Below are 21,264 nucleotides of genomic sequence, written 5' to 3' on the forward strand. Positions count from 1 at the left end.
CCCATCCACCAGTCAGGACACCGCGTGCGCCCCGACCTCGAAGTCCCCCTGCCCGTACCGGACGACGCCTGGCGGACCAGGCCGGCGGCCCAGCAGCCGGACTGGCCCAGCGTTTCCGAACTGCGGGAGGCCGTGCGTCGGCTGGAGTCCCTGCCCGTCCTCGTCCCGGCCGAGGAGTGCGAGCGCCTCCGTCTGCGCATGGCCGACGTGGCACGCGGCCGGTCCTTCCTGCTCCAGGGCGGGGACTGCGCGGAGACCTTCGACATGATCACCCCCGAAGGTGTGGGTGCCACCCGTGGCACGCTGCGCAGCATGGCGGCCACCCTGTCGGACGCCCTGGCCATGCCGGTGGTCACCATGGGGCGGACCGCCGGCCAGTACGCCAAGCCCCGTTCCCGGAGCACGGAGACCCGTGGCGGCGTGACGTTGCCGGTCTACCGGGGTGATGCCGTCAACGGGACCGAGTTCACCCCCGAGGCGCGGACCCCCGACCCCGGCCGCCTCCTCCGGAGCCGTCACGTCGCTGCGGTGACCATCGGGTATCTCCGCGAACTCGCGGACGAGGGAGACGAGTTCTTCGTTTCCCATGAAGGTCTTCTCCTGGACTACGAGACCGCGCTGACCAGGACCGACCCGCGCACCGGGCGTCGCTGGGCCGGCTCCGGTCACCTGCTGTGGATCGGCGAGCGGACCCGCGACCTGGACGGCGCGCACGTCGAGTACTTCAGCACCGTCGACAACCCGATCGCCGTGAAGCTCGGCCCGACCGCGGACGCGGACACCGTGCTGCGGCTGGCCGACCGCCTCGACCCCGAGCGGGAGCCCGGGCGGCTCACCTTCATCAGCCGGATGGGTTCCCGGGCCGTGCGGCACGTCCTGCCCGAGCTCGTCTCCCGGGTGGCGGCCGAGGGCTTCCCCACGGCGTGGGTGTGCGACCCGATGCACGGCAACACCGTCACCGCGCCCTCCGGACACAAGACCCGGTACTTCAACACGGTCATGGACGAGATCAGGGGCTTCTTCGAAGTGCACCGCACTCTGGACACGGTGGCCGGGGGCCTGCACCTGGAGATGACCGGCCGGGACGTCACCGAGTGCGTCGGCGGAACCGGCGGAGTTTCCGCCGACGACCTCGCCGACCGGTACGAGTCGGCCTGCGACCCGCGCTTCAACCGCGCCCAGTCCCTGGAGGTGGCCGCCCGGGTCGCCGAGCTGGCCTCCAAGTCGCCCGGTCCGCTCCGGGTCTCGCCGACGATCTCCTTCTGACACCGCGGCAGGCCGCACCGCGCGGACGCCGAAGCGCCGGCACCCTCTCCCGGTCCCGGCGTTTCGGCGGGTGCGGAGCCGTCGGACCGGCCCCCGCCGGCGTGCTCCACCGGGTCGGCCGAGCCGAACCCCGGCGCCCTCCCGGGCCGACGGCGAGGGCCGGGCGGCGAGCGTCACGGCAGCAGGACCACCTGGCCCGCGTAGTTGAGGCCGGCGCCGAAGCCGACCAGGAGCGCGGTGTCGCCCGGACCGGCCTCCCCGGCCTCCAGTAGCGCCTCCAGGGCCAGCGGCACCGAGGCGGAGGACGTGTTCCCGGTGCGGGCCACGTCGTGCGAGACCACCGTCCGCGGGCCCAGCTCCAGCCGTTCGGCCATCAGGTCGATCATCCGCGCGTTGGACTGGTGCGGCACGAACACGTCCAGGTCCCCGGGCGCGATCCCCGCGCCGTCCAGCGCCCGGCGCGCGCCCGGGCAGACCTCCTCCATCGCCCACCGGAACACCCGGCGGCCGTCCATCCGCAGCCAGGGCCGCTCGGTCGTGCCCGGTGATCCCGCGTAGGCGTCCCACCCGTGCGACATCCGCAGCGAGTCGAAGTACCGGCCGTTGGCGGCGCGGGCCACCGGTCCGATCCCGGGCCGGTCGGCCGGGCCGACCACCGCCGCGCCCGCGCCGTCGGCGAACAGGAAGGCCATCGAGTCGTCCGTCGGGTTCACGATGTCGGTCATCCGCTCGGCGCCGACCACCAGGACGTGACCGGCGCTGCCGGCGCCGATCGAGTCGGCGGCCAGCGCGAGGGCGTGGCAGAAGCCCGCACAGGCGGCCGAGAGGTCGATCCCCGTGGCGCCGTGCGCGCCCAGCTCGTGCGCGATCCGGACGGCCGTCGGCGGGGTCATCAGCATGTTGGAGGTGCTCGCCAGCAGCACCAGGTCGATGTCGGCGGGCCGGACCCCGGCGCGGGCCAGGGCCTTGTCGGCAGCCGCCGCGCCCATCACGGCCAGGGTCTCCGCCGGCCCGGCGAACCGGCGCTCCACGATGCCGCTGCGGCCGGTGATCCACTCCTCCGGGTGCCCGATCAGCCGGCCCAGTTCGGCGTTGCCGACCACCCGGGCGGGCCGGTACCCGCCGACCCCGAGCAGCCGGCTGTGACCGACGGGGGCCGCCCGCAACCCGTCCGTCCGCGCCCCGTCCGCCTCCGCCCGGTTCGCCCAGGCCCCGTCCGCCTCCGGCCGGTCCGGGCGCGGACGCTCCGGTCGCACCGCGTTCTGCACCGCACTCTGCTCGGCCATCGTCGACTCCCCTTCGGGCCGCTCGGGTCAGCACTCCGGGGACAGCGTCCGGGGCCTGCCTGGAACCCGGCCGGAGCCAGCCGCGCCGTCGGCTGTCCAGCGCCGCTCGACCGCGTCCCCAGCCGGGTTGCCGACGGTGGCGATGTTCACCGAACGGAAGGAAACCCCATGGCTGGCTTCACGCTCACCGACTTCCAGCAGATCGTGGCGAAGTGCTTCGAGGGCACCGACGGCGGCGAGCTCGACGCGGCCTCGGTCGACAGCGAGTTCGGCGACCTCGGCTACGACTCCATCGTGGTCTACGAGATCGCCGTCCGGATCCAGGACGACTACGGCGTCGCCATCCCGGACGAGGACCTCGACGACCTCAAGACGCCCGCCGACTTCATCGCGTACATCGGTGCCCGCATCCCCGCCGCGAGCTGACGGAGCGACCGGAGGGCAGCCGCGGGGACGGCTGCCGACGGCAGAGGACGGAAGAGGAAAAGAGGAGAACCGACTATGAACCGTAGCGTCGCCATCACCGGCATCGGTGTGGTCGCGCCCGGCGGGATCGGCCGGAAGGCGTTCTGGGACCTGCTCGTCTCCGGGCGCACCGCCACCCGGACCATCTCGCTGTTCGACCCCGGCCGCTTCCGCTCGCGGGTGGCGGCCGAGGTGGACTTCGACCCGGCGCTGTACGGCCTGACCCCCCGGGAGGTCCGCCGGCTCGACCGGGCGGCCCAGTTCGCCGTGGTCAGCGCCCGCGAGTGCATCACCGACAGCGGACTCGAGTTCGCCGCGCTGGACCCGCACCGGGTCGGGGTCAGCGTCGGCAGCGCCGTCGGCGGCACCACCACCCTGGAACAGGAGTACCTCGTCCTCAGCGACAGCGGCCGGCAGTGGGAGGTCGACGGCGACTACGTGTCACCGCACCTGTACGACGCCTTCGTGCCCAGCTCGCTGGCGGCCGAGGTGGCCTGGACGGCAGGCGCCGAGGGCCCTGCCGCCGTGGTCTCCACGGGGTGCACCTCGGGTCTTGACTCCATCGGCTACGCCCGCGACCTGATCGCGGAGGGCAGCGCCGACGTCATGCTGGCCGGCGCGGCCGACACCCCGATCTCGCCGATCGCCGTCGCCTGCTTCGACGCCGTCCGCGCCACCTCGGTGCGCAACGACGACCCGGCCCACGCCTCGCGCCCCTTCGACCGCGGCCGCGACGGGTTCGTGATCGCCGAGGGCGCCGCGATGTTCGTCCTGGAGGAGCTGGAGCACGCCCGGGCCCGGGGCGCGCACGTCTACGGGCTGGTCTCGGGGTACGCCACGCGCTGCAACGCGTACCACATGACCGGGTTGAAGAAGGACGGCCGCGAGATGGCCGAGGCCGTCAGGCACGCCCTGGCCGAGGCACGGCGGGCACCCGACGCGGTCGACTACGTCAACGCCCACGGCTCCGGCACGAAGCAGAACGACCGGCACGAGACGATGGCCTTCAAGCAGGCACTCGGCGACCACGCCTACCGGGTGCCGGTCAGCTCCATCAAGTCGATGGTCGGTCACTCGCTCGGGGCGATCGGATCGATCGAGATCGCCGCCTGCGCACTGGCCATGGAGCACGGGGCCGTCCCGCCCACCGCCAACCTGCACGAGCGCGACCCGGAGTGCGACCTCGACTACGTGCCCAACGAGGCGCGGGAGGCCCGGTTGGACACCGTGGTGTCGGTCGGCAGCGGCTTCGGCGGCTTCCAGAGCGCGATGGTCCTGACCCGGGCGGACGCCGCATGAGCGGCGTGGACACCGGAGGCGCCGCCGCCGGGCCCGCCGTCCGCACCGGGCCCGCAGCCGCTGCCGGCGCCGCCGCGGACACCGCGGTGGTCACCGGCATCGGCGTGGCCGCGCCCAACGGCCTGGGTACGGAGGCCTGGTGGGCGGCGACCCTGCGCGGCGAGAGCGGGATCCGCCCCATCACCCGCTACGACGCCACGAAGTACCCGGTGCGCCTGGCCGGGCTCATCCCGGACTTCGACGCCGCCGCCCACCTGCCGGGCCGCCTGCTGCCGCAGACCGACCGGGTCACCCGGCTGGCGGTCGCCGCCGCCGACTGGGCGCTCGCCGACTCCGGCGCCGACCCGGCCGAGCTGCCCGAGTACGGCATGAGCGTGGTGACCTCCAACGCCACCGGCGGCTTCGAGTTCACCCACCGCGAGGCGCGCAAGCTGTGGACCAAGGGCCCGCAGCACGTCAGCGTCTACGAGTCCTTCGCCTGGTTCTACGCGGCCAACACCGGTCAGATCTCCATCCGCCACGGCATGCGCGGGCCGGGCAGCGTCCTGGTGGCGGACCAGGCCGGCGGGCTCGACGCGCTCGGCCACGCCCGGCGCACGCTGCGCGGGGGGAGTTCGCTGGTGGTGAGCGGCGGGGTGGAGTCCGCGTTCGACCCGTGGGGGCTGGTGGCGCACCTGTCCGGCGGCGGGGTCTCGACGGTCGCCGACCCGACCCGCGCCTACCTGCCGTTCGACACCGGGGCCGCCGGGCACGTGCCCGGCGAGGGCGGCGCCGTGCTGATCGTGGAGAGCGCCGCGGCGGCGGCCGCGCGCGGTGCCCACCAGGTCTACGGCGAGATCGCCGGGTACGCGGCGACCTTCGACCCGGCGCCCGGGTCCGGCCGCCCGCCCGGCCTGGAACGCGCCGCCCGGCTGGCCCTGTCGGACGCCGGCCTGGCGGCCGGGGACATCGACGTGGTCTTCGCCGACGCGGCCGGCGTCCGCGAGCGCGACGACGCCGAGGCGGCGGCGATCGAGGCGCTGTTCGGCCCGTACGGGGTCCCGGTGAGCGTGCCCAAGACGCTCACCGGCCGGCTCACCGGCGGCGGCCCGCCGCTGGACACCGCCGCCGCGCTGCTGTCCGTCCGGGACGGCGTGCTGCCCGCGGCGGCGCACGTCACCCGGCCGGTGCCCGGCCACCGGCTCGACCTGGTGCGGGGCGAACCGCGCCCGCTGCGGGTCCGGGCCGCGCTGGTCCTGGCGCGCGGTCACGGCGGCTTCAACTCCGCCCTGGTGGTGCGCGCCGTGGAGCCGGGCCGCGGGGCCGCCCGGGGCACGACCCGCCCATCCGTCCGCGAGACCGCCCGGGAGGACCGGCCATGAGCCACCTGACCTTCGACGACCTCCGAGAAATCCTCGCCGAGTGCGCGGGCGAGGACGAACAGACCCGGATCGACCCCGAGGCCCTGGACCTCCCGTTCACCGACCTCGGCTACGACTCGCTGGCCCTGCTGGAGACGGCGGCGGTGATCACCCGCCGCTACGGCACCGACCTCGCCGACGACGTGATGGCGGCCGTCGAGACCCCGCGCCAGCTGCTCGACCTGGTGAACAGCGCGATGGCCGAGGCGGCCTGAGCCGTCGCGGCGGACCGGGCCGCCGGGCCGGATCCGAGAGTCCGAGAGTCCGAGAGCCCGAGTGAAGTCAGAAGCCCGAGAGAACCCGAGAGAACCCGAGAGAACCCGAGAGGAGCGCGAGCATGGGAGTGCAGCAACCACCCGGCCCGGCCCTGGTCACCGGGGCGACCCGCGGCATCGGCCGGGCCGTCGCCGAGACGCTCGCCCGGCGCGGTCACCCCGTCTTCCTCGCCGCCCGGGACGCCGAACAGGTGGCCGCCACCGTCAAGGAGCTGCGCGGGCAGGGCCTGACGGCGGACGGCGCCGCCTGCGACGTGCGGTCCCGCGACGAGGTGCGGGGCTGGGTCGCGGCCGCCGTCGAGCGGTACGGCCCGGCCGAGGTGCTGGTGAACAACGCCGGCCGGGGCGGCGGCGGCGTCACCGCCGACCTTCCCGACGAGACCTGGTACGACGTCATCGACACCAACCTCAACAGCGTCTTCCTGGTCACCCGGGAGGTCCTCACCACCGGCCGGATGCGCGAGCGCGAACGCGGCCGGATCATCAGCATCGCCTCCACCGGCGGCAAGCAGGGCGTGCTCTACGGGGCGCCCTACTCGGCGTCCAAGCACGGCGTGGTCGGCTTCACCAAGGCGCTCGGCCTCGAACTCGCCAAGACCGGCATCACCGTCAACGCGGTCTGCCCCGGGTACGTCGAGACGCCGATGGCCGAGGGCGTGCGCCGGGGCTTCGCCGGCCTGTGGAACGTCACCGAGCAGGAGGTGCTGGAACGCTTCCTGGCCAAGATCCCGCTCGGCCGCTACACCGAGCCCGCCGAGGTGGCCGCCTTCGTCGGCTTCCTGGTCACCGACGAGGCGGCCCCGATCACCGCGCAGGCGCTCAACATCTGCGGCGGCCTCGGCACGTACTGACCCGCCCGCCCCGCCGGACGGGCCGCCCGGGCCGACGGGGCGGCCCACCACGACGGGCCGCCCCACCACGACGACGGAGGGACCCATGACCACGCCACCGACCCGCCGCACCGCCGAGCACACCGCGGACCTCCGGGCACCCGCCGACCGGGCGTTCCGGCTGATCGCCGACGTCACCCGTTGGCCGCTGCTCTTCCCGCCCTGCGTCGCCGCCGACGTGCTGGAGTCCGACCTCGACTCCGAGCGGATCCGCCTCTGGGCCCTGGTCGGCGAGGAGGTGCGCAGCTGGACCTCGCTGCGCACCCTCGACCGCGAGCGGCTGCGGATCGACTTCCGCCAGGAGACGCCGAGCCCGCCGCTCACCTGGATGGGCGGCCACTGGGAGTTCGAGCGCGGCGCGGGCGGCGAGAGCGCCACCCGGCTGGTCCTCGGCCACGAGTGGGTCACCGCCGGCGCGCCCGAGCAGGCCGACCTGATCGCCCGGGCTCTGGACGGCAACAGCGAGCAGGAGATCGGCGCCGTCCGGGCCTGGGCCGAACGGCCGGAGCCGCCGGAGGAGTTGGTCTTCTCCTTCGCGGACCGGGTCGAGACGACCGCCCCGCCCGGGGCGGTGTACGACGTCCTGCACCGCGCCGACCTGTGGCCGGACCGGCTGCCCCACGTGGACGCGGTCGAGCTGACCACGGTCCCGGCGACGCCGGTCACCGGCGGCGCGGAGGTCCAGCGGCTGTCGATGGACACCCGGGCCGAGGACGGCTCGGTGCACCGGACCCGTTCGGTGCGGCTCTGCTTCCCGCACGAGCGGATCGTCTACAAGCAGACCGCCCCGCCGGCCGGTCTGCTGGGCCACAGCGGCGAGTGGATCGTCACCCCGTACGGTGCGGGCTCCGCGGTCACCGCCGTGCACCGGGTCGCCCTCGACGCGGACGCGCTGCCCCGGCTGTTCGGCGCGGGTACCGAGCTCGCGGTGGTGCGCGAGCGGGTGCGCGCGGCGCTCGGGGGGAACAGCCTGCGCACGCTGGAGTGGGCGCGTTCGTTCCTGGCCGACGCCGACGCCGACGCTGCCGGTGCCCGTGCCGGTGCCCGGGAGGTGGCCCGATGACGGAGCTGCTCGCCCCGCACGGTGCGCCGGACGCCGACCGGGTCCGCGTGCGGGAGGTCGCGGACGGGGTCTACGCCTACGTCCAGGAGCCCGGCGGCTGGTGCCTCAACAACGCCGGCGTGGTGCTCGGCGGCGGGGAGAGCCTGCTCGTCGACACGGCGGCGACCGAGCGGCGGGCCCGGCGCCTCCGCGAGGCCGTGAACGGTCTGACCGCGGCCCCGCCGCGGCTGCTGGTGCTCACCCACTTCCACGGCGATCACGTCTTCGGCTCCGCGGTGGCGGCGCCCGAGGCGGCCGTGGTCGCCCACGAGCACGCCCGCCGGGAGATGACCGAGGCCGGCCTCGGCCTCACCGGACTCTGGCCCGATGTGGACTGGGGCCGGATCGAGGTGCGGCTGCCGCACCTGACGTACCGGGACCGTCTCACCGTGCACGTCGGCGACCGCCCCGTCGAGCTGCTGCACTTCGGGCCGGCCCACACCACCGGGGACACCCTGGTGTGGCTGCCGGAGGACGGCGTGCTGTTCGCCGGGGACGTGGTGCTCAACGGCTGCACGCCGTTCGTCCTGATGGGCTCGGTGCGCGGCACCCTGCGCACGCTGGAGCGGCTGCGCGAGCTGGCGCCCCGGACGGTGGTGCCCGGCCACGGGCCGGTCGCCGGTCCGGAGGTGCTGGACGAGACGGCCGCCTACCTGGACTGGCTCCTGCGGACGGCCGAAGCGGGCCGGGCCGCCGGGCTGAGCCCGCTGGAGACGGCCCGCGACGCCGGTCCCGGCCCGTACCCCGGCTGGCTGGACGGCGAACGGGTGGTCGGCAACCTGCACCGCGCCTACGCCGAACTCGACGGCGAACCGGAGGGCGTGGCGCTGGACGTGGTGCGGATCTTCGGCGAGCTGGTGGAGTACAACGGCGGGCGACTGCCGGACTGCTACGCCTGACCCCCCACCGCGGTGCGGCCCCGGTGGGGGAGGTGCCGGTCGGTGACCCCGGTAGGAGCGGCCCCCTCGGGGGCGGACCCTGCCGGGGTCACCGTCGTGCCCGGAGAGCCGGCAGGTCGGGCTCCGTCCGGCGGCGCGACCGGGCGGCCGAGGGGCGTACCCAGGTGTCCAGGACGGCGGCGGAGAACAGGCCCAGTCCGCGGACGCGGGCCCGGGCGAGGTCGGCCGGCGTGTCGACGTCCAGCCGCAGGCCCGGTCCGGCGGCCAGCACCGGCTCCCGGGACTCGGCGGCCCGGCCGAACGACGGGACAAGGTCCGCCGCCCGCAACGCGGTCACGGCCGTGGTGCCCGCGCCGGTGTGGTCGGCGACCCGGGCCCGGCGGTGCCGGCGGGCGGCGGCCAGCGCCTCCGCCAGCTCCTCGGGCCGCAGCGTCGGCAGGTCGGCGGCGAGGACGGCCACCGGGCAGTCCGGGGCGAGCGCGGCGGCCCCGGCCAGGGCCGCCGCGTCCGGCCCGGCGCGCCGCCCCTCCGGGGTGGTCGCGGCGCCGAGCGTCCGGGCCTGCCGGGCGGCCAACGGGTCGTCGGTCACCACCAGGACGAGCCCCACGCCCGGAGTGGCCCGCACCGCACGCAGGGTGTCGAGGTAGAAGGCGTGGGCCAGTTCGGCGTGGTGGCGGCCGCTGTGCAGGGCCAGGCGCTGCTTCGCCGATCCGAAGGGCCGGACGGGCAGGACGACCGACCAGAGCAGATCGTCCTCCCCGGGGCCGCCCCGGGCACGGTAGGGCTCGGCTGTCATACCTCCGAGCGTCCCCGCCCCCTCTGGAGCCCTTCTCCAGCTCGCCTGGAGCACCTCCGGGACTCCCTCGGGCCTCCCGTCCGGGGCCGGCGCCCGCCCCGGACGGGTCAGACCGGCCGGGCGGCCGGGCGGTGGGGGCCGGCCCCGGCGTCCAGCAGGGCGACGGCGGCGTCGAACGCGGCGCGGTCCGCAGGGGTGCCGGTCCGCCGGTGGTCGGCGAGGAGGGGGACGATCACGCTGGCGCCGGAGCGGACCGCGGGGTGGCGGCGGGCGGGGGTGGAGAGGCTGCGGTCGGGCGCGGCGTCGAGGAGCAGCAGACCGGGCCGGGTGCCGGCCCGGTCGAGCAGGGCCGACAGGGCGGGCCACCAGCGGACCGGGAGGGCGAGTTGGTCGGCCCAGAAGCGCGGGTCGAGGGCCTCTCCGGGACGGACCGGGGCGGCGGTGCGGGCGGAGAACACGGTGGTGCGCGGCGGGCGGAGGCCGAGGTCGCCGAGCGCCGTGCCGAACCGTCGTGCCGCGGGAGCCAGGGCGGGGGAGTGGAAGGCGTGGCCGGAGCGCAGCGCGCGGACGGTGAGGCCGGCCGCGCGCAGCAGGTCGGCGGCGGCGTCGAGGGCGGCGGAGGGGCCGGCGAGGACGGTCTGCCGGGGGCCGTTGACCGCCGCGACGGCGATGCCGGGGCCGAGCCGGGGCGGCAGGTCGGTGGGGGCCGCCGCGACCGCGAGCAGGCCGCCCCGGGTACCCGGGTCGAGGTCGCCGGTGCGGGCGTCGACGAGGACGGCCAGCCGGTCGGCGGGGAGGACGTCCGCCAGGGCTGCGGCGGCCAGCTCGCCGATGCTGTGGCCGAGCAGCAGCTCGGGCGGGCCGGCGGCGGCCTCGACGGCCCGGCCGAGGGCGTGGCCGACGGCCAGCAGCAGCGGCTGGGCGGCCTCCGCCTCGTCCAGCGCGGGATTGGGCGCGGGGCTCAACCAGTTCTCGCGCAGCCGGTCGCCGCGTGCGCCGAGGGCGGTGAACAGCCGGTCGAGGTGCTCGGTGAAGACCGGCTCGGTGCCGTACAGCCCGGCGGCCATGCGTTCGCGCTGGGCGCCCTGGCCGGGCAGGAGCAGCACGGTGCGGCGGTGTTCGGTCATCGTCGTCTCCCCTGGGTGGTCCGTCGTTCGCGTCGCTCGCGTTGGTCGTTCGTCGTTCGTCCCCGGTCGTGGGGAGCGTGCGGGTGATGCCTTGACCCGGGATGGACCGGGCCTCAAGCCGGACTCCTGGCCGCGCCGGGAGGGTGAGGGCGTGACGGATGTGCTCTTCCACGACGAGTTCCGCGACGGCTTCCCTGACGGCTTCCGGGGCGGTCTTCACGACGGTCTTCACGACGGCCTTCGCGCCGGTCTCCGCGCCGGCTCCGGTCCCGGGCCGGGCTGGCAGGCGCGCGGCGACGGTGTCGCCACGGTCTCGGCGGACGGCCTGCTGGTGCGCTCCGCCGGGACCGACCCGGTCACCGGCGCGCCGGCCTTCACCGCGACCTGCGACCCGGCCGCACCGGGCGGCGGCCGGGGCGACCACCTGAAGTGGACGGCCCTGGTGCGGCACACCGCGGGCTCGGGACTGCCCGGGTTCGACGTGCCGGACGGGGGCGCACTGACGGTCGGCGCGGTGCTGACGGCCCGCTTCCCGGGCACCGGACGGCACCCGTTCGGGGCGGCGGTGGCCGACCCGGCGTCAGACCTCCGGCTGGCTGCGGCCGGTCTGGTGGCCTTCGATCCGGCGAGCCGGGCGGCCTTCGACTTCCTGCTCACCGATACCCGGGTCTACGCGCTGTACGAGCGCCTGCCGGAACCGGCGGGCTCCGGCGCACCGCGTCCCGCGGCCTTCAGCCAGGCCGTGCCGGTGGCCGTCCGGACGCCGGAGTCGTGGCACCGCTGCGCCGTCCGGGTGGACCGCGGCGGTACCCGGGTGACCTGGCTGCTGGACGGCGCCGAGGTGTTCGCGGTGGACCGGATCGGCCACCGGCCGGCGGGGCGCGAACACCTGCTGCTGGACCACGGGGGCGAGCCGGGGGAGCCGGTCCGGCTCGGGCAGTTGGCGGTCGGGCTGGCGACGATGACGCTGCTGGACGGCGCCGGCCCGGACGGCCGGGGGCTGGTGCGGCTGGACGCCGCGCCGGGGCACTACTACGACGTGCGGTCCGGGGCGCCGGCGCCGCAGGCGTTCGTGGACGAGCGGAGCCGGCCGGAGAGCCGACTCTTCGGCGCCGGTGCGGTGTTGAGGGTGCGTGAGGTGACCGTCCGGGAAGCGCGTGAGGTGCGCGAGGTGCCTGCGGTGCGCGTGCGGACGGGTGTTGACAGCCGTCGGCGACCCCGTTAGCTTACATTTGCTTTCAAAGCAAACGATTGGAGCGCCCTCATGAGCTGGAACGAACGGATCATCAAAGAGTTCCGGGAGAACAACGGGAAGGTGGGGGGCATGTTCGAAGGCGCCCCGATGGTGGTCCTCACCACCGCCGGCCGCCGCACCGGCAAGCCGCACACCAACCCGGCGATCTACCTGCGGGACGGCGACCGGTACCTGGTCTTCGCCTCCAACCTCGGCAACTCGCAGCACCCCGACTGGTACCACAACCTGGTCGCCGCACCCCAGGTCACGATGGAGATCGGCACCGACGAGGGGCGCGTGAAGCCCTTCGCCACCCGCGCGGTCGTCCTGGAGGGGGAGGAGCGCGACCGGCTGTACGAGCTGCAGAGCACCCTCAGCCCGGCCTTCCGCGAGTACCAGGAGAAGACCACCCGGGTGATTCCGGTGGTCGCCCTGCACGCGCTGGACCTCTCCACGGACAGCGACCGCAACCGGATGATCGGACGTCAGTTGATCATCCACCACGAGGAGTTGCGGGCCGAGCTGGCCGAGGTCCGCGCCGCCGTCGAGAGCGTGCTGAGTGGCGGGGAGGAGGCTCGTCCGACTCCCGACCTCACCCGGCAGCTGCACCGCCGCTGCCTCACGTTCTGCTACGGACTCCAGCTGCACCACACCCGCGAGGACGGCTCCTTCACCGCCTTCGAGCAACAGTTCCCGCACCTCGTGCCGGCCATCACCAGGCTGCGCGAGGAGCACGAGGTGGTCGAACGGAAGCTGGCCGACCTCGAAGCGGTGCTGGAGCGCGGCCTCGCGGCCGAGGGCGGCGACGTCGCCGCCCTCAGGACGGAGCTCGACCGGGTGATCGACGGTCTGGAGGCGCACTTCGCCTACGAGGAGGAGCACCTGCTGCCGGCGCTGGACGTGCCCCGTCCATCCTGACCGGGCCCCGGGCAGGCCGGGGCCCCCGAACCACGGAGCGTGCTGACATGCGCTACACGCTGCTCGGCAAGTCGGGCCTGAGGGTCTCCGAACTCGCCCTGGGCACCATGACCTTTGGAACCGACTGGAAACTGCCGCCCGAGGTCCCCGGCCGCCTGCTCGACCAGTTCGCCGACGCCGGCGGCAACCTGCTGGACACCGCCAACGAGTACGGCAACGGCACCGCCGAGTCACTGCTCGGCGAACTCCTCGCCGGCCGCCGCGACCGGTTCGTGCTGAGCACCAAGTACACGATGCAGACCCGGCCCGGAGACCTCAACTCGGCCGGGAACCACCGCAAGAACCTCGTCAACTCCCTGGAGGCCAGCCTCCGCCGGCTGCGCACCGACCACCTCGACCTGCTCTGGGTGCACGCCCGCGACACGCTGACCCCGGTGCCCGAGGTGATGCGCGCCCTGGAGGACGTCGTCCGGGCCGGAAAGGTGCTCTACGTCGGTGTCTCCGACTGGCCCGCGTGGGAGGTCGCCCAGGCCAACACCCTGGCCGAACTGCGCGGCTGGTCCGCCTTCGTCGGCCTCCAGCTGCACTACAACCTCCTCGACCGCACCGCCGAGCGTGAACTGCTGCCGATGGCCCACGCCTTCGACCTCCCGGTGCTCGCGTGGGGGCCGCTGGCCGACGGCCGGCTCACCGGCAAGTACCTGACCGGCGGCACCGGGCGGCTGGACAGCGTCGCCTGGGGCCGGGCCCGCGGCGAGGGCGACGACGTCGTCCGGGAGGTCCTGGCCGTCGCCGAGGCGGTCGGCCGCCCGCCCGCGCAGGTCGCGCTCGCCTGGCTCCGCTCGCGCCCCGGCACGGTGATCCCGCTGGTCGGCGCCACCTCGGAGGAGCAGCTGCGGCAGAACCTGGCGGCCACCGAACTCTCGCTGGACGCCGAGCAGTTGGCCGCACTGGACCGGGTCAGTGCGGTGCCGGCCGGCTTCCCGCACGCGTTCCTGCGGTTCCCCGCCATGGTCCGGCTGATCTACGGCGACCAGTGGGACCAGGTCGACGACCGGCGCACCACCGTCCGCCGGGCCGTCGCCGACGACCTCTACGGTACCGCCGCACGGTAGCGCCCGGGCGGGACCGACGACAGACGGCCGAGGACTCCGGTTCGCCCCGGGGGCCCCGGCCGTCCGTCGTCCCCTCGTACCGGGCGGCGGCCGGGCGGCGGCCCTCCGGTCCTCCGGCACGCGGCCGGCCGACGGAAGGGGCGCCGGGCGGACGGCCAGGACGGGCGTTACCGCACGTACCGCATGTCGAACGAACGCACCTTCAGCGTCACACCCTGACCCCAGAGCCGGTTCTGCTCCAGGCTCCGGTCGTCGAGGAAGGTCTGCGGCGCCGGCGCACCCTGCGACGGCTTGTAGTAGAAGTTCTCCTCCTTGCCGAGGCGGACCAGCCCGCGCTTGTCCCGGTCACGCACACCGCCGGCGCCGTCCAGCAGGTTCCCGGTGCCGAGGCCGCACTGCACCGAGGTCGCCCGGACCTGCTCCGGGGTGCCGCCGTGGTCCAGCCGCAGGTACTTGCGGTCGAACGCCGGCGTCCCGATCCTGTCGGTGGACAGCACGTTCCTGCCGTTCACCAGCCAGGTGACCCGCCGGCCGCCCTGGTCGAACTTGATCTGGAGGTCGTCCGTCCGGCCCGGGGTGCGCTTGGCCACCGGGACGGAGTAGTGGTACGAGGCGTAGGTGCTGCCGGGGATCGGCAGCCGCTCGTACACCGCGTGGATCTCGCCGTTGGTGACCGTCAGGTTGGCCACCGTGTGGGTGGTGTGGTCCACCGAGATCAGCGTGGCACTGGCCAGCCGGGGATCGGTCTGCGGATCGGACACCGCCCGGCCGAACGGGTGCTGGTCGACGTAGTCCGACCGGACCGACACCTGGCTGGAGCAGACCAGCGCACCGGTGTCCGGGACGGGCACGCCGTTGGCGGAGGACTGCCGGGGCTGCGCCACCCACTTGAGGTGGTCGCCGGTGCCACCGCCGAAACCGGTGGCGTTCTGGTCGGTCGTCGCGGCGAACGCCGGCCGGCCGGTGACCGGGTTGGTCCCGGTCGGCACCACCGTGATGCCGCGCCGGCCGGCGGTGATCACACCGTCGCCCTGCGGCAGCACCGCGCCGGTCGCGGTCTTCGACGAGCCCAACTGCCAGGTCTGCGCCGAGTCGAAGCCGTCGCGGAACTCGTCGTGGAAGAGGACCTGCCCGGGCCTCCCCGCCGCACCGGCGTCCGCGACGGCTGTCCCGCCGGCCCCGGCCACGCCGGCCATCGTCATCGCGACGCCGATCGCCGCCTTCACTTTCCCGTTCATCGCGTCTCCCTGCGCATTCGACAGAGCACCACAGAGCACTTCCGAGCTTCCGAGCACCTCGGGTGGTGCGCCGCACACTCTGGCCGCGATCCCTCGAATTCCGGTCGAACCGCCGTCTCCACGCCCGCTCGACCACTGCTCCAGCCGCCCCGGACAGGCTGCCCGAGCCCATGATGACCAGCCCCTGTCCGGAAGGAGGCGATGGCCGTGGACCAGCTCCTTGCCATCACCGAGGAAGTCGGCACCGCACTGGCCGAGCGGCGGCCGGTGGTCGCGCTCGAATCGTCGCTCGTCACCCACGCACCGTCCGTCGACGCCGCCCTCGCCATCGAGAAGGCCGTCCGGGACGGCGGCGCCGTGCCCGCCACCATCGGCATCCTGGACGGCCGGCTGCTCGTCGGCCTCGACGCCGACCAGATCGAACGGCTGCGCACCACCGCCGGCGTGCCCAAGGTCAGCGCCCGCGACATCGGCCCGGTGCTGGCCGGCGGCGGCCCCGGCGCCACCACCGTGGCCGGCACCATCGTCATCGCCGAGCGGGCCGGCATCCCGGTGTTCGCCACCGCCGGGATCGGCGGCGTCCACCGCCGCGCGCAGCAGACCTTCGACATCTCGCCGGACCTCCTCCAGTTCACCCGCACCCGGATCACCGTGGTCTGCGGCGGGGCCAAGAGCATCCTGGACGCCCGGCTCACCGCCGAGTACCTGGAGACGGCCGGCGTCCCGGTGCTCGGCCACGGCACCGACCGGCTGCCCGGCTTCTACGCGCGGGCCACCGAGGTCCCGGTCCGCCGGGTGGACGACGTCCGCCAGGCCGCCCGCGCCGTCCTGGCGCACTGGGAGGTCACCGGCGGCGGCACGGTCCTGCTCACCACCCCGGTGGCCGAGGAGGACGCGTTGGACGCCGAGGTGATCGAGACCGCCATCGTGCGGGCGCTCGCCGAGGCGGACGCGGCCGGGGTCACCGGAAACGCCGTCAGCCCCTTCCTGATGAAGGCCGTCTCCCGGGTCACCGAGGGACGCACCGCGAAGGCCGGCCGGTCCCTGCTGCTGAGCACCGCGCGGCTGGCCGGCGAGCTGTCGGTCGCCCTGTCGGCCCTGGCCGGTAACGAGCAGCAGGCGGGCACGCAGGTGGCCGCGCAGCACGCCGGCGCGCGGCCCGCGTACGAGCAGGCGGCGGGGGAGTGGCGGTGACGGCCGGCGTCCTGTTCGATCTCGACGGCACCCTCGCCGACACCCCGCAGGCCATCGCCACGCTGCTCACCGCCGTCCTCGCCGAACGCGGCGTGCACCCCGGCGCGGACGCCGTGCGCGCGACCGTCGGCCTGCCGCTGGAACCGAGCCTGGCCCGGCTGCTCGGCCGGCCGGCCGATGGCCCGGAGGTGGCCGCCGCCGCCGCCGACTACCAGCGGCGCTTCCGTGCGCACCTGACGGCCACCGGCGCGGCCCTGCGCTACCCGGGGGTGGCGACCGGGCTGCGCCGGCTCGCCGGGGCGGGGCTGCGGCTCGCGGTGGCCACCTCCAAGCCACGCGGGGCGGCCGAGAAGATCCTCGCCCTGATGGGCGTCGCCGACGCGTTCGCCGTGGTCGCCGGCCACGACAGCGTCGAGCACGGCAAGCCGCACCCGGCGATGGCCCGGTACGCGGCCGACCGGCTCGGCCTGTCCGCCGAGTCCTGCGTGGTGGTCGGCGACGGCGTCGCCGACGTGGGCATGGCGCGTGCCGCCGGGATGCGCGTCATCGGCGTCTCGTACGGCGCGGCCACCGCCGCCGAGCTGACCGCCGCGGGCGCGGAGCGGGTCGTCGACTGCTTCCCCGAGGTCGTCGACCTCCTGCTCGCCCCGGCACCACCGACCGACCGACCCGAGGAGCCGCGATGAACCCGCCCGCCCGCACCCCCGCCACCCCCGTCGAAGCCGCCGTCCCCGCCGAGGCCGCCGAGCTCTGGCGGGACGACTTCCGCGACGGCCTCTCCGCCACCGGGCCGGACGCCCGCTGGCGGTACGTCCAGGCCACGGCCGAGCTGATCGCCGACGACGCCGACGCCACCGTCACCGGGGAGGGCCTGCGCCTGGTCTCCCGGGGCCGCAACGCGGCGACCGGCGAGCCGGCCTTCACCCGGACGGTGCCCAGCGAGCGCGGACAGGCCGGGGTGGTGCCCGGATTCGCCGACCACGCCAAGTGGATCGCCTACGTCAACCGCACCGCGGCCTCCGGCTTCCAGGGCTTCGAGGCCGAACCGGGCCGGGTGCTCTCCGTCTCCGCCACCGTCTCCGGCCGCACCTACGGCACCGCGGGCCACCCGTTCGGCGACGCGGTCCGCGACCCCGAGGACGACCTGCGGCTGGGCGGCGCCATGCTGAACACCATCGACCCGGAGACCTCGGTCGCCTTCGACTTCATCCTGACCAACCGCCGGCTCTACGCCTTCTACGGCCGGACCAACTTCGCCCGCCGCCACCTCGGCCCGTACGGCTCCTTCGCCTGCACCGTGCCGCTGCTGGACCGCACCCCGGACGACCGCCACCGGGTGCGGATCTCCTACGACCGGGGCGCAGGCGTGGTGCGCTGGCTGCTGGAGGACGAGGAGGTGCTGCGGGTCGACCGGATCGGTCTGCCGCTCGGCCGGGAGACGCTCACCCTCGACGAGGGCGGCGAGCTGACGCTGGTCGAACCGCGCCAGCTCAGCTTCGGGATGGGCCTGCTCAGCCTGCTGGACGGCTCCTGGCCGACCGGGCGCGGCCTGGTCCGCCTCTCCCGGGCGACCACCTACTTCCGCCCCGACGCGGGCGAGCCGCACGAGCAGACCTTCGTCGACGAGGAGAGCCGGGAGAGCAGCCGGCTCTTCGGCCAGGGCGCCGAACTGACGATCGGCGGGTACACCGTCACCGACGGGCCCGTTGGCTGACCCGGCCCGGCCGGAGTGCCGGAGGGGGCTGCGGGCGGATGCCCACAGCCCCCTCGCGGCGTTCCGTCTGCGGCACTGCGGCACTGCGGCACTGCGGCACTGCGGCACTCCGTGGTCCCGCGTCCGGCGTCCGGTGTCGGGCAACCGGGTGGGCGGTCGCCCGACCACCGGTCGCCCGACCACCCCGTGAGGCGCGGCGACCCGCCGGTCCGCGGTACCCGCAGGCCCGCCGGGTCCGTCAGCCCGCCGCGTACGTGACGAGCTCCGCCGTCGCGAAGCGGTGGGCGGCCGGCTCCCACTGGAGGACGGCGTGGGTGGCGCCGGTGGTGGCGTCCCGCCAGAACCGCTGGAACGGCGCGTCCTCCTGCAGCGCACCGGTCCCGGCGGTCCGGGCCAGCCCGTTGACCGCGGCCAGCAGCAGCTCCACGGCGGCCGCCTGGTCGCGCTGCGCGCGGGCCCCGCTCCACTCGTCCCGGGCGCCCCGGTCGGCGTCCTCGGCGGCCCGGGCCAGCAGCAGCGCGGCCGCGTCGGTCTCGGCGGAGGCCCGGGCGAGCGCGGACTCGGCGGCGGCCGAGGGCTTCCGGCGGGCCGCGGCGGCGGACCAGGCGGACAGCGCCCCTCGCACCGCCCCCAGCACGGGTCCGGCGAAGGTCAGCCCGCTGACGTCGCGCAGCGGCACGGTGAGGGGGGCGGGCGCCTCGCCCGCCGGGCGCCCGGTCAGCAGCTCGGCGTGCCCGAAGGTGTGTCCGACGGGCACGTGCACCGGGTCCAGGACCAGCGTGTGGCTGCCCGTCCCGCGCATGCCGACGGTCCGCCAGGTCTCCTCGACCCGGTAGGCGGAGCGGGGCACCAGCAGGAAGCGCGGCTGCCGTTCGTCCGGCGCGCCGTCGGGCACCGGGACCGAACAGGCGAGCAGGGCGGCGTCGGAGGAGTCCACGCCGCTGACGTAGGACCAGCGGCCGGAGAGCCGCCAGCCGCCGTCCTCAAGGACGGCCGTCCCGGCAGGCACCAGCGCGCCGGCCACCAGGGTGTCCGGGCCGTCCGCCCAGAGCGCGCGCCGGCCCTCCTCGGGCAGGAACCCGGCCATCCTGCCGAGGGTCGAGGCGATCGACGCGCACCAGGCGGCGGACGGGTCGTGCCGGGCGAGTGCGGAGACGGCGTCGAGGCAGGTGCCGAAGCCGCCCTCGTCGCCACCCCACCGGGCGGGGACGAAGTGCCGGGCGAACCCGGCCTCCCGGACGGCCTCGACGACCTCGGCCCCGAGCCGGTACTCGCGTTCGGCCCGGTCCGCGTGCGCCGAGGCCGCCCGGCACACCTCGGTCAGATCGGAATGCTCCTTCATGGCGGCACTTCCCTCCGGTGGGACGGTGGAGAACGGTGGAGAAGCGCAGCCTCGCGGCGTCCGGTCGAGGCCGGCTGGACCGCCGGTCGGGCGGTCGGCGGGTCGGCAGGTCGACAGATCGACAGGCAGGGAGCGGGGTTCGGGTGGCCGGGGGTTCGGGCGGTCAGGTCCGGGTGGCCTCCGCGTCGGCGCCGTCCGGCCGGCCCGGCTGCGTCGTCGAGGCCGGCGGCCGGGGCTGCTGCTGCGGGGGCCGGGCGGCCATGAAGACCAGACGGCCGCCGGGCAGGATCATCGCGGCGGGGGCGGCCAGCAGGTAGAGCCCGACGACGACCAGCAGGCCGGTGGCGGCGGAGCGGATCGGCGGGTGGCCGTCGTCCAGCAGGCCGAAGTAGACGGTGCCGAGCAGCGCCACCCCGGAGGCGGTGCCGATCTGGATGGCCGTGTTGACCAGTCCGGCCGCGGCGCCCACGTGATGGCCCGGGGTCTTCGCGAGGACGGTGGCGATCAGCACGCCCGAGGCCATCGACATGCCGACGCCGCCGATCAGCAGGCCCGGGATCAGCTGCCAGGAGTGCAGTCCGGTCCCGTAGCGGACCACCGCGAGCGTGGTGAGGCCCATGCCCAGGGCGAGCACCACGCACCCGACCACCGCGAGCGGACGGCCGAGCTGGCGCAGCCTGGTGGCGAAGGGGGAGAAGAGGCCGACGCCGACGGCGGCCGGGACCATGGTCAGCGCGGTGTGCAGGGGGGTGAAGCCGACGGTGCTCTGCAGATGGACCGTCAGGATCACCGGGTAGGCGGCGCCCGCGAAGAACAGCACGGCGACGGAGAGCCCGCCGAGGGCGGCCCGCTGGCGCAGCAGTGCCGGGTCGATCAGCGCGGTGTGGCCCCGGGCGACGACCGTCCGTTCGTAGCGGCCGAAGAGCCAGAGCAGCACCGGGCAGGCCGCCATGACGGCGAAGGTCCACCACGGCCAGTCCAGGGTGCGGCCCTCGACCAGCGGGTAGAGCAGGGCGAGCACCGCGACGCCGGCGATGGCCAGGCCGCGGGCGTCGATGGTGGAGGCGTGCTCGGAGCGGGAGTCCCGGCAGAGCAGCACGGTGCCGATCAGCGCGGCGATGCCGACGGGCACGTTGACGAAGAAGATCGGCCGCCAGGTGAGGCCGAACAGGTCGGCGTCGAGCAGCAGGCCGCCGAGCAGCGGGGCGCCGACGCCGCCGATCGAGAAGGTCAGGCCGTAGACGGTGGCGGCGCGCTGCTGCTCGCCGGGCGGGAACTCGACCCGGAGCATGGCGAGCACCTGGGGCACCATCAGGGCGGCGGAGGCCCCCTGGAGGATCCGGACGGTGACCAGCATCTCGGGGTTGACGGAGAGCCCGGTGAGCAGCGAGGTGAGGGTGAAGGCGATCAGCCCGGCCTGGAAGACCTTCAGCCGGCCGTAGCGGTCTCCGAGCCGGGAGGCGGTGATCATGCCGGAGGCGAAGGCGATGGTGTAGCCGGCCATGGCCCATTCGAGCTGGGTGGAGGAGGCGTCGAGCTCGCGGCGGAGCGTGGGTAAGGCGACCTGGAGGACCGTGCCGTCGATCAGGTCCATCACGGTGGCCGCCATGGTGACCACCAGGGCCGCCCAGCGACGTGGGCTGTACTGCGGGGATGCGGGCCGGGGCTCGGGCATGGAGCGCCCCTTCCGGTACTGTGTGAGAA

General features: G+C 75.3%; 20 protein-coding genes. 14 read left to right on the forward strand and 6 right to left on the reverse strand.

The window, feature by feature from the left end; translation table 11 throughout:
- The first annotated feature begins 48 nt into the window (after positions 1-48).
- On the forward strand, positions 49-1,266 hold the full coding sequence (locus ACFWIC_RS25595) for a 3-deoxy-7-phosphoheptulonate synthase (protein WP_380520111.1): 1,218 nt from the start codon (positions 49-51) through the stop codon (positions 1,264-1,266).
- Between the two features lie 173 nt (positions 1,267-1,439).
- On the opposite strand, the gene ACFWIC_RS25600 is transcribed toward ACFWIC_RS25595, so the two are convergent.
- Complete coding sequence (locus tag ACFWIC_RS25600) at positions 1,440-2,552, reverse strand: beta-ketoacyl-ACP synthase 3 (protein ID WP_380520098.1); 1,113 nt, start codon at positions 2,550-2,552, stop codon at positions 1,440-1,442.
- A 168-nt stretch (positions 2,553-2,720) separates the two neighbouring features.
- Here ACFWIC_RS25600 and ACFWIC_RS25605 point away from each other — a divergent pair, with 168 nt between their 5' ends.
- The 7 genes from ACFWIC_RS25605 (at position 2,721) to ACFWIC_RS25635 (ending at position 8,882) form a co-directional block, all read left to right on the forward strand.
- The gene (locus tag ACFWIC_RS25605; protein WP_329885087.1) at positions 2,721-2,978 is read left to right on the forward strand and encodes an acyl carrier protein; all 258 of its coding nucleotides are present in this window, start codon (positions 2,721-2,723) and stop codon (positions 2,976-2,978) included.
- A gap of 75 nt (positions 2,979-3,053) precedes the next feature.
- A complete protein-coding gene (locus tag ACFWIC_RS25610; protein WP_329885088.1) occupies positions 3,054-4,316 on the forward strand; it encodes a beta-ketoacyl-[acyl-carrier-protein] synthase family protein in 1,263 nt (420 codons plus the stop codon).
- Complete coding sequence (locus tag ACFWIC_RS25615; RefSeq protein ID WP_380520099.1) at positions 4,313-5,677, forward strand: ketosynthase chain-length factor; 1,365 nt, start codon at positions 4,313-4,315, stop codon at positions 5,675-5,677. Before ACFWIC_RS25610 ends, ACFWIC_RS25615 begins: the two co-directional genes overlap by 4 nt.
- On the forward strand, positions 5,674-5,931 hold the full coding sequence (locus tag ACFWIC_RS25620) for an acyl carrier protein (protein WP_355405452.1): 258 nt from the start codon (positions 5,674-5,676) through the stop codon (positions 5,929-5,931). The genes ACFWIC_RS25615 and ACFWIC_RS25620 overlap by 4 nt, the downstream gene beginning before the upstream one ends.
- Positions 5,932-6,053: 122 nt before the next feature.
- A complete protein-coding gene (locus ACFWIC_RS25625) occupies positions 6,054-6,842 on the forward strand; it encodes an SDR family NAD(P)-dependent oxidoreductase (RefSeq protein ID WP_329885091.1) in 789 nt (262 codons plus the stop codon).
- Positions 6,843-6,927: 85 nt separating this feature from the next.
- The gene (locus ACFWIC_RS25630) at positions 6,928-7,944 is read left to right on the forward strand and encodes an aromatase/cyclase (protein ID WP_380520100.1); all 1,017 of its coding nucleotides are present in this window, start codon (positions 6,928-6,930) and stop codon (positions 7,942-7,944) included.
- Positions 7,941-8,882 carry an MBL fold metallo-hydrolase gene (locus ACFWIC_RS25635; RefSeq protein ID WP_380520101.1) on the forward strand — a complete coding sequence of 314 codons (942 nt, stop codon included), beginning with the start codon at positions 7,941-7,943 and terminating at the stop codon, positions 8,880-8,882. The genes ACFWIC_RS25630 and ACFWIC_RS25635 overlap by 4 nt, the downstream gene beginning before the upstream one ends.
- 88 nt (positions 8,883-8,970) lie before the next feature.
- On the opposite strand, the gene ACFWIC_RS25640 is transcribed toward ACFWIC_RS25635, so the two are convergent.
- Positions 8,971-9,678, reverse strand: a complete 708-nt coding sequence (locus tag ACFWIC_RS25640; protein ID WP_329885094.1) for an NTP transferase domain-containing protein — start codon at positions 9,676-9,678, stop codon at positions 8,971-8,973.
- A 107-nt stretch (positions 9,679-9,785) separates the two neighbouring features.
- Positions 9,786-10,805, reverse strand: a complete 1,020-nt coding sequence (locus tag ACFWIC_RS25645; RefSeq protein ID WP_329949467.1) for an acyltransferase domain-containing protein — start codon at positions 10,803-10,805, stop codon at positions 9,786-9,788.
- A gap of 151 nt (positions 10,806-10,956) precedes the next feature.
- On the opposite strand from ACFWIC_RS25645, the gene ACFWIC_RS25650 reads away from it, so the two are divergent.
- From ACFWIC_RS25650 to ACFWIC_RS25660, 3 genes are read left to right on the forward strand one after another with little or no spacing between them, the layout of a single operon-like run.
- Positions 10,957-12,030 carry a DUF6081 family protein gene (locus ACFWIC_RS25650; protein WP_380520102.1) on the forward strand — a complete coding sequence of 358 codons (1,074 nt, stop codon included), beginning with the start codon at positions 10,957-10,959 and terminating at the stop codon, positions 12,028-12,030.
- 39 nt (positions 12,031-12,069) lie between these two features.
- Positions 12,070-12,957 (forward strand): nitroreductase/quinone reductase family protein, encoded by an 888-nt coding sequence (locus ACFWIC_RS25655; RefSeq protein WP_380520103.1) that lies wholly within the window; start codon positions 12,070-12,072, stop codon positions 12,955-12,957.
- A gap of 47 nt (positions 12,958-13,004) precedes the next feature.
- The gene (locus ACFWIC_RS25660; RefSeq protein WP_355405459.1) at positions 13,005-14,072 is read left to right on the forward strand and encodes an aldo/keto reductase; all 1,068 of its coding nucleotides are present in this window, start codon (positions 13,005-13,007) and stop codon (positions 14,070-14,072) included.
- 167 nt (positions 14,073-14,239) lie between these two features.
- On the opposite strand, the gene ACFWIC_RS25665 is transcribed toward ACFWIC_RS25660, so the two are convergent.
- Positions 14,240-15,310, reverse strand: a complete 1,071-nt coding sequence (locus tag ACFWIC_RS25665; protein WP_355405460.1) for a DUF6081 family protein — start codon at positions 15,308-15,310, stop codon at positions 14,240-14,242.
- 201 nt (positions 15,311-15,511) lie between these two features.
- Here ACFWIC_RS25665 and ACFWIC_RS25670 point away from each other — a divergent pair, with 201 nt between their 5' ends.
- From ACFWIC_RS25670 to ACFWIC_RS25680, 3 genes are read left to right on the forward strand one after another with little or no spacing between them, the layout of a single operon-like run.
- Positions 15,512-16,504 carry a pseudouridine-5'-phosphate glycosidase gene (locus tag ACFWIC_RS25670; RefSeq protein ID WP_380520104.1) on the forward strand — a complete coding sequence of 331 codons (993 nt, stop codon included), beginning with the start codon at positions 15,512-15,514 and terminating at the stop codon, positions 16,502-16,504.
- Positions 16,501-17,190, forward strand: a complete 690-nt coding sequence (locus ACFWIC_RS25675; RefSeq protein WP_380520105.1) for an HAD family hydrolase — start codon at positions 16,501-16,503, stop codon at positions 17,188-17,190. Before ACFWIC_RS25670 ends, ACFWIC_RS25675 begins: the two co-directional genes overlap by 4 nt.
- Positions 17,187-18,218: a DUF6081 family protein gene (locus ACFWIC_RS25680; RefSeq protein ID WP_380520106.1), complete on the forward strand. Its 1,032-nt coding sequence runs from the start codon at positions 17,187-17,189 to the stop codon at positions 18,216-18,218. The genes ACFWIC_RS25675 and ACFWIC_RS25680 overlap by 4 nt, the downstream gene beginning before the upstream one ends.
- 238 nt (positions 18,219-18,456) lie before the next feature.
- Here ACFWIC_RS25680 and ACFWIC_RS25685 read toward each other — a convergent pair whose 3' ends face one another.
- Both ACFWIC_RS25685 and ACFWIC_RS25690 read right to left on the reverse strand, forming a co-directional pair.
- Positions 18,457-19,560, reverse strand: a complete 1,104-nt coding sequence (locus ACFWIC_RS25685) for a hydrolase (RefSeq protein WP_329949472.1) — start codon at positions 19,558-19,560, stop codon at positions 18,457-18,459.
- A 163-nt stretch (positions 19,561-19,723) separates the two neighbouring features.
- Complete coding sequence (locus tag ACFWIC_RS25690) at positions 19,724-21,235, reverse strand: MFS transporter (RefSeq protein ID WP_329885104.1); 1,512 nt, start codon at positions 21,233-21,235, stop codon at positions 19,724-19,726.
- Positions 21,236-21,264: the final 29 nt, after the last annotated feature.

The sequence above is a fragment of the Kitasatospora sp. NPDC127035 genome (genome assembly GCF_042726075.1).
Taxonomy (GTDB): domain Bacteria; phylum Actinomycetota; class Actinomycetes; order Streptomycetales; family Streptomycetaceae; genus Kitasatospora.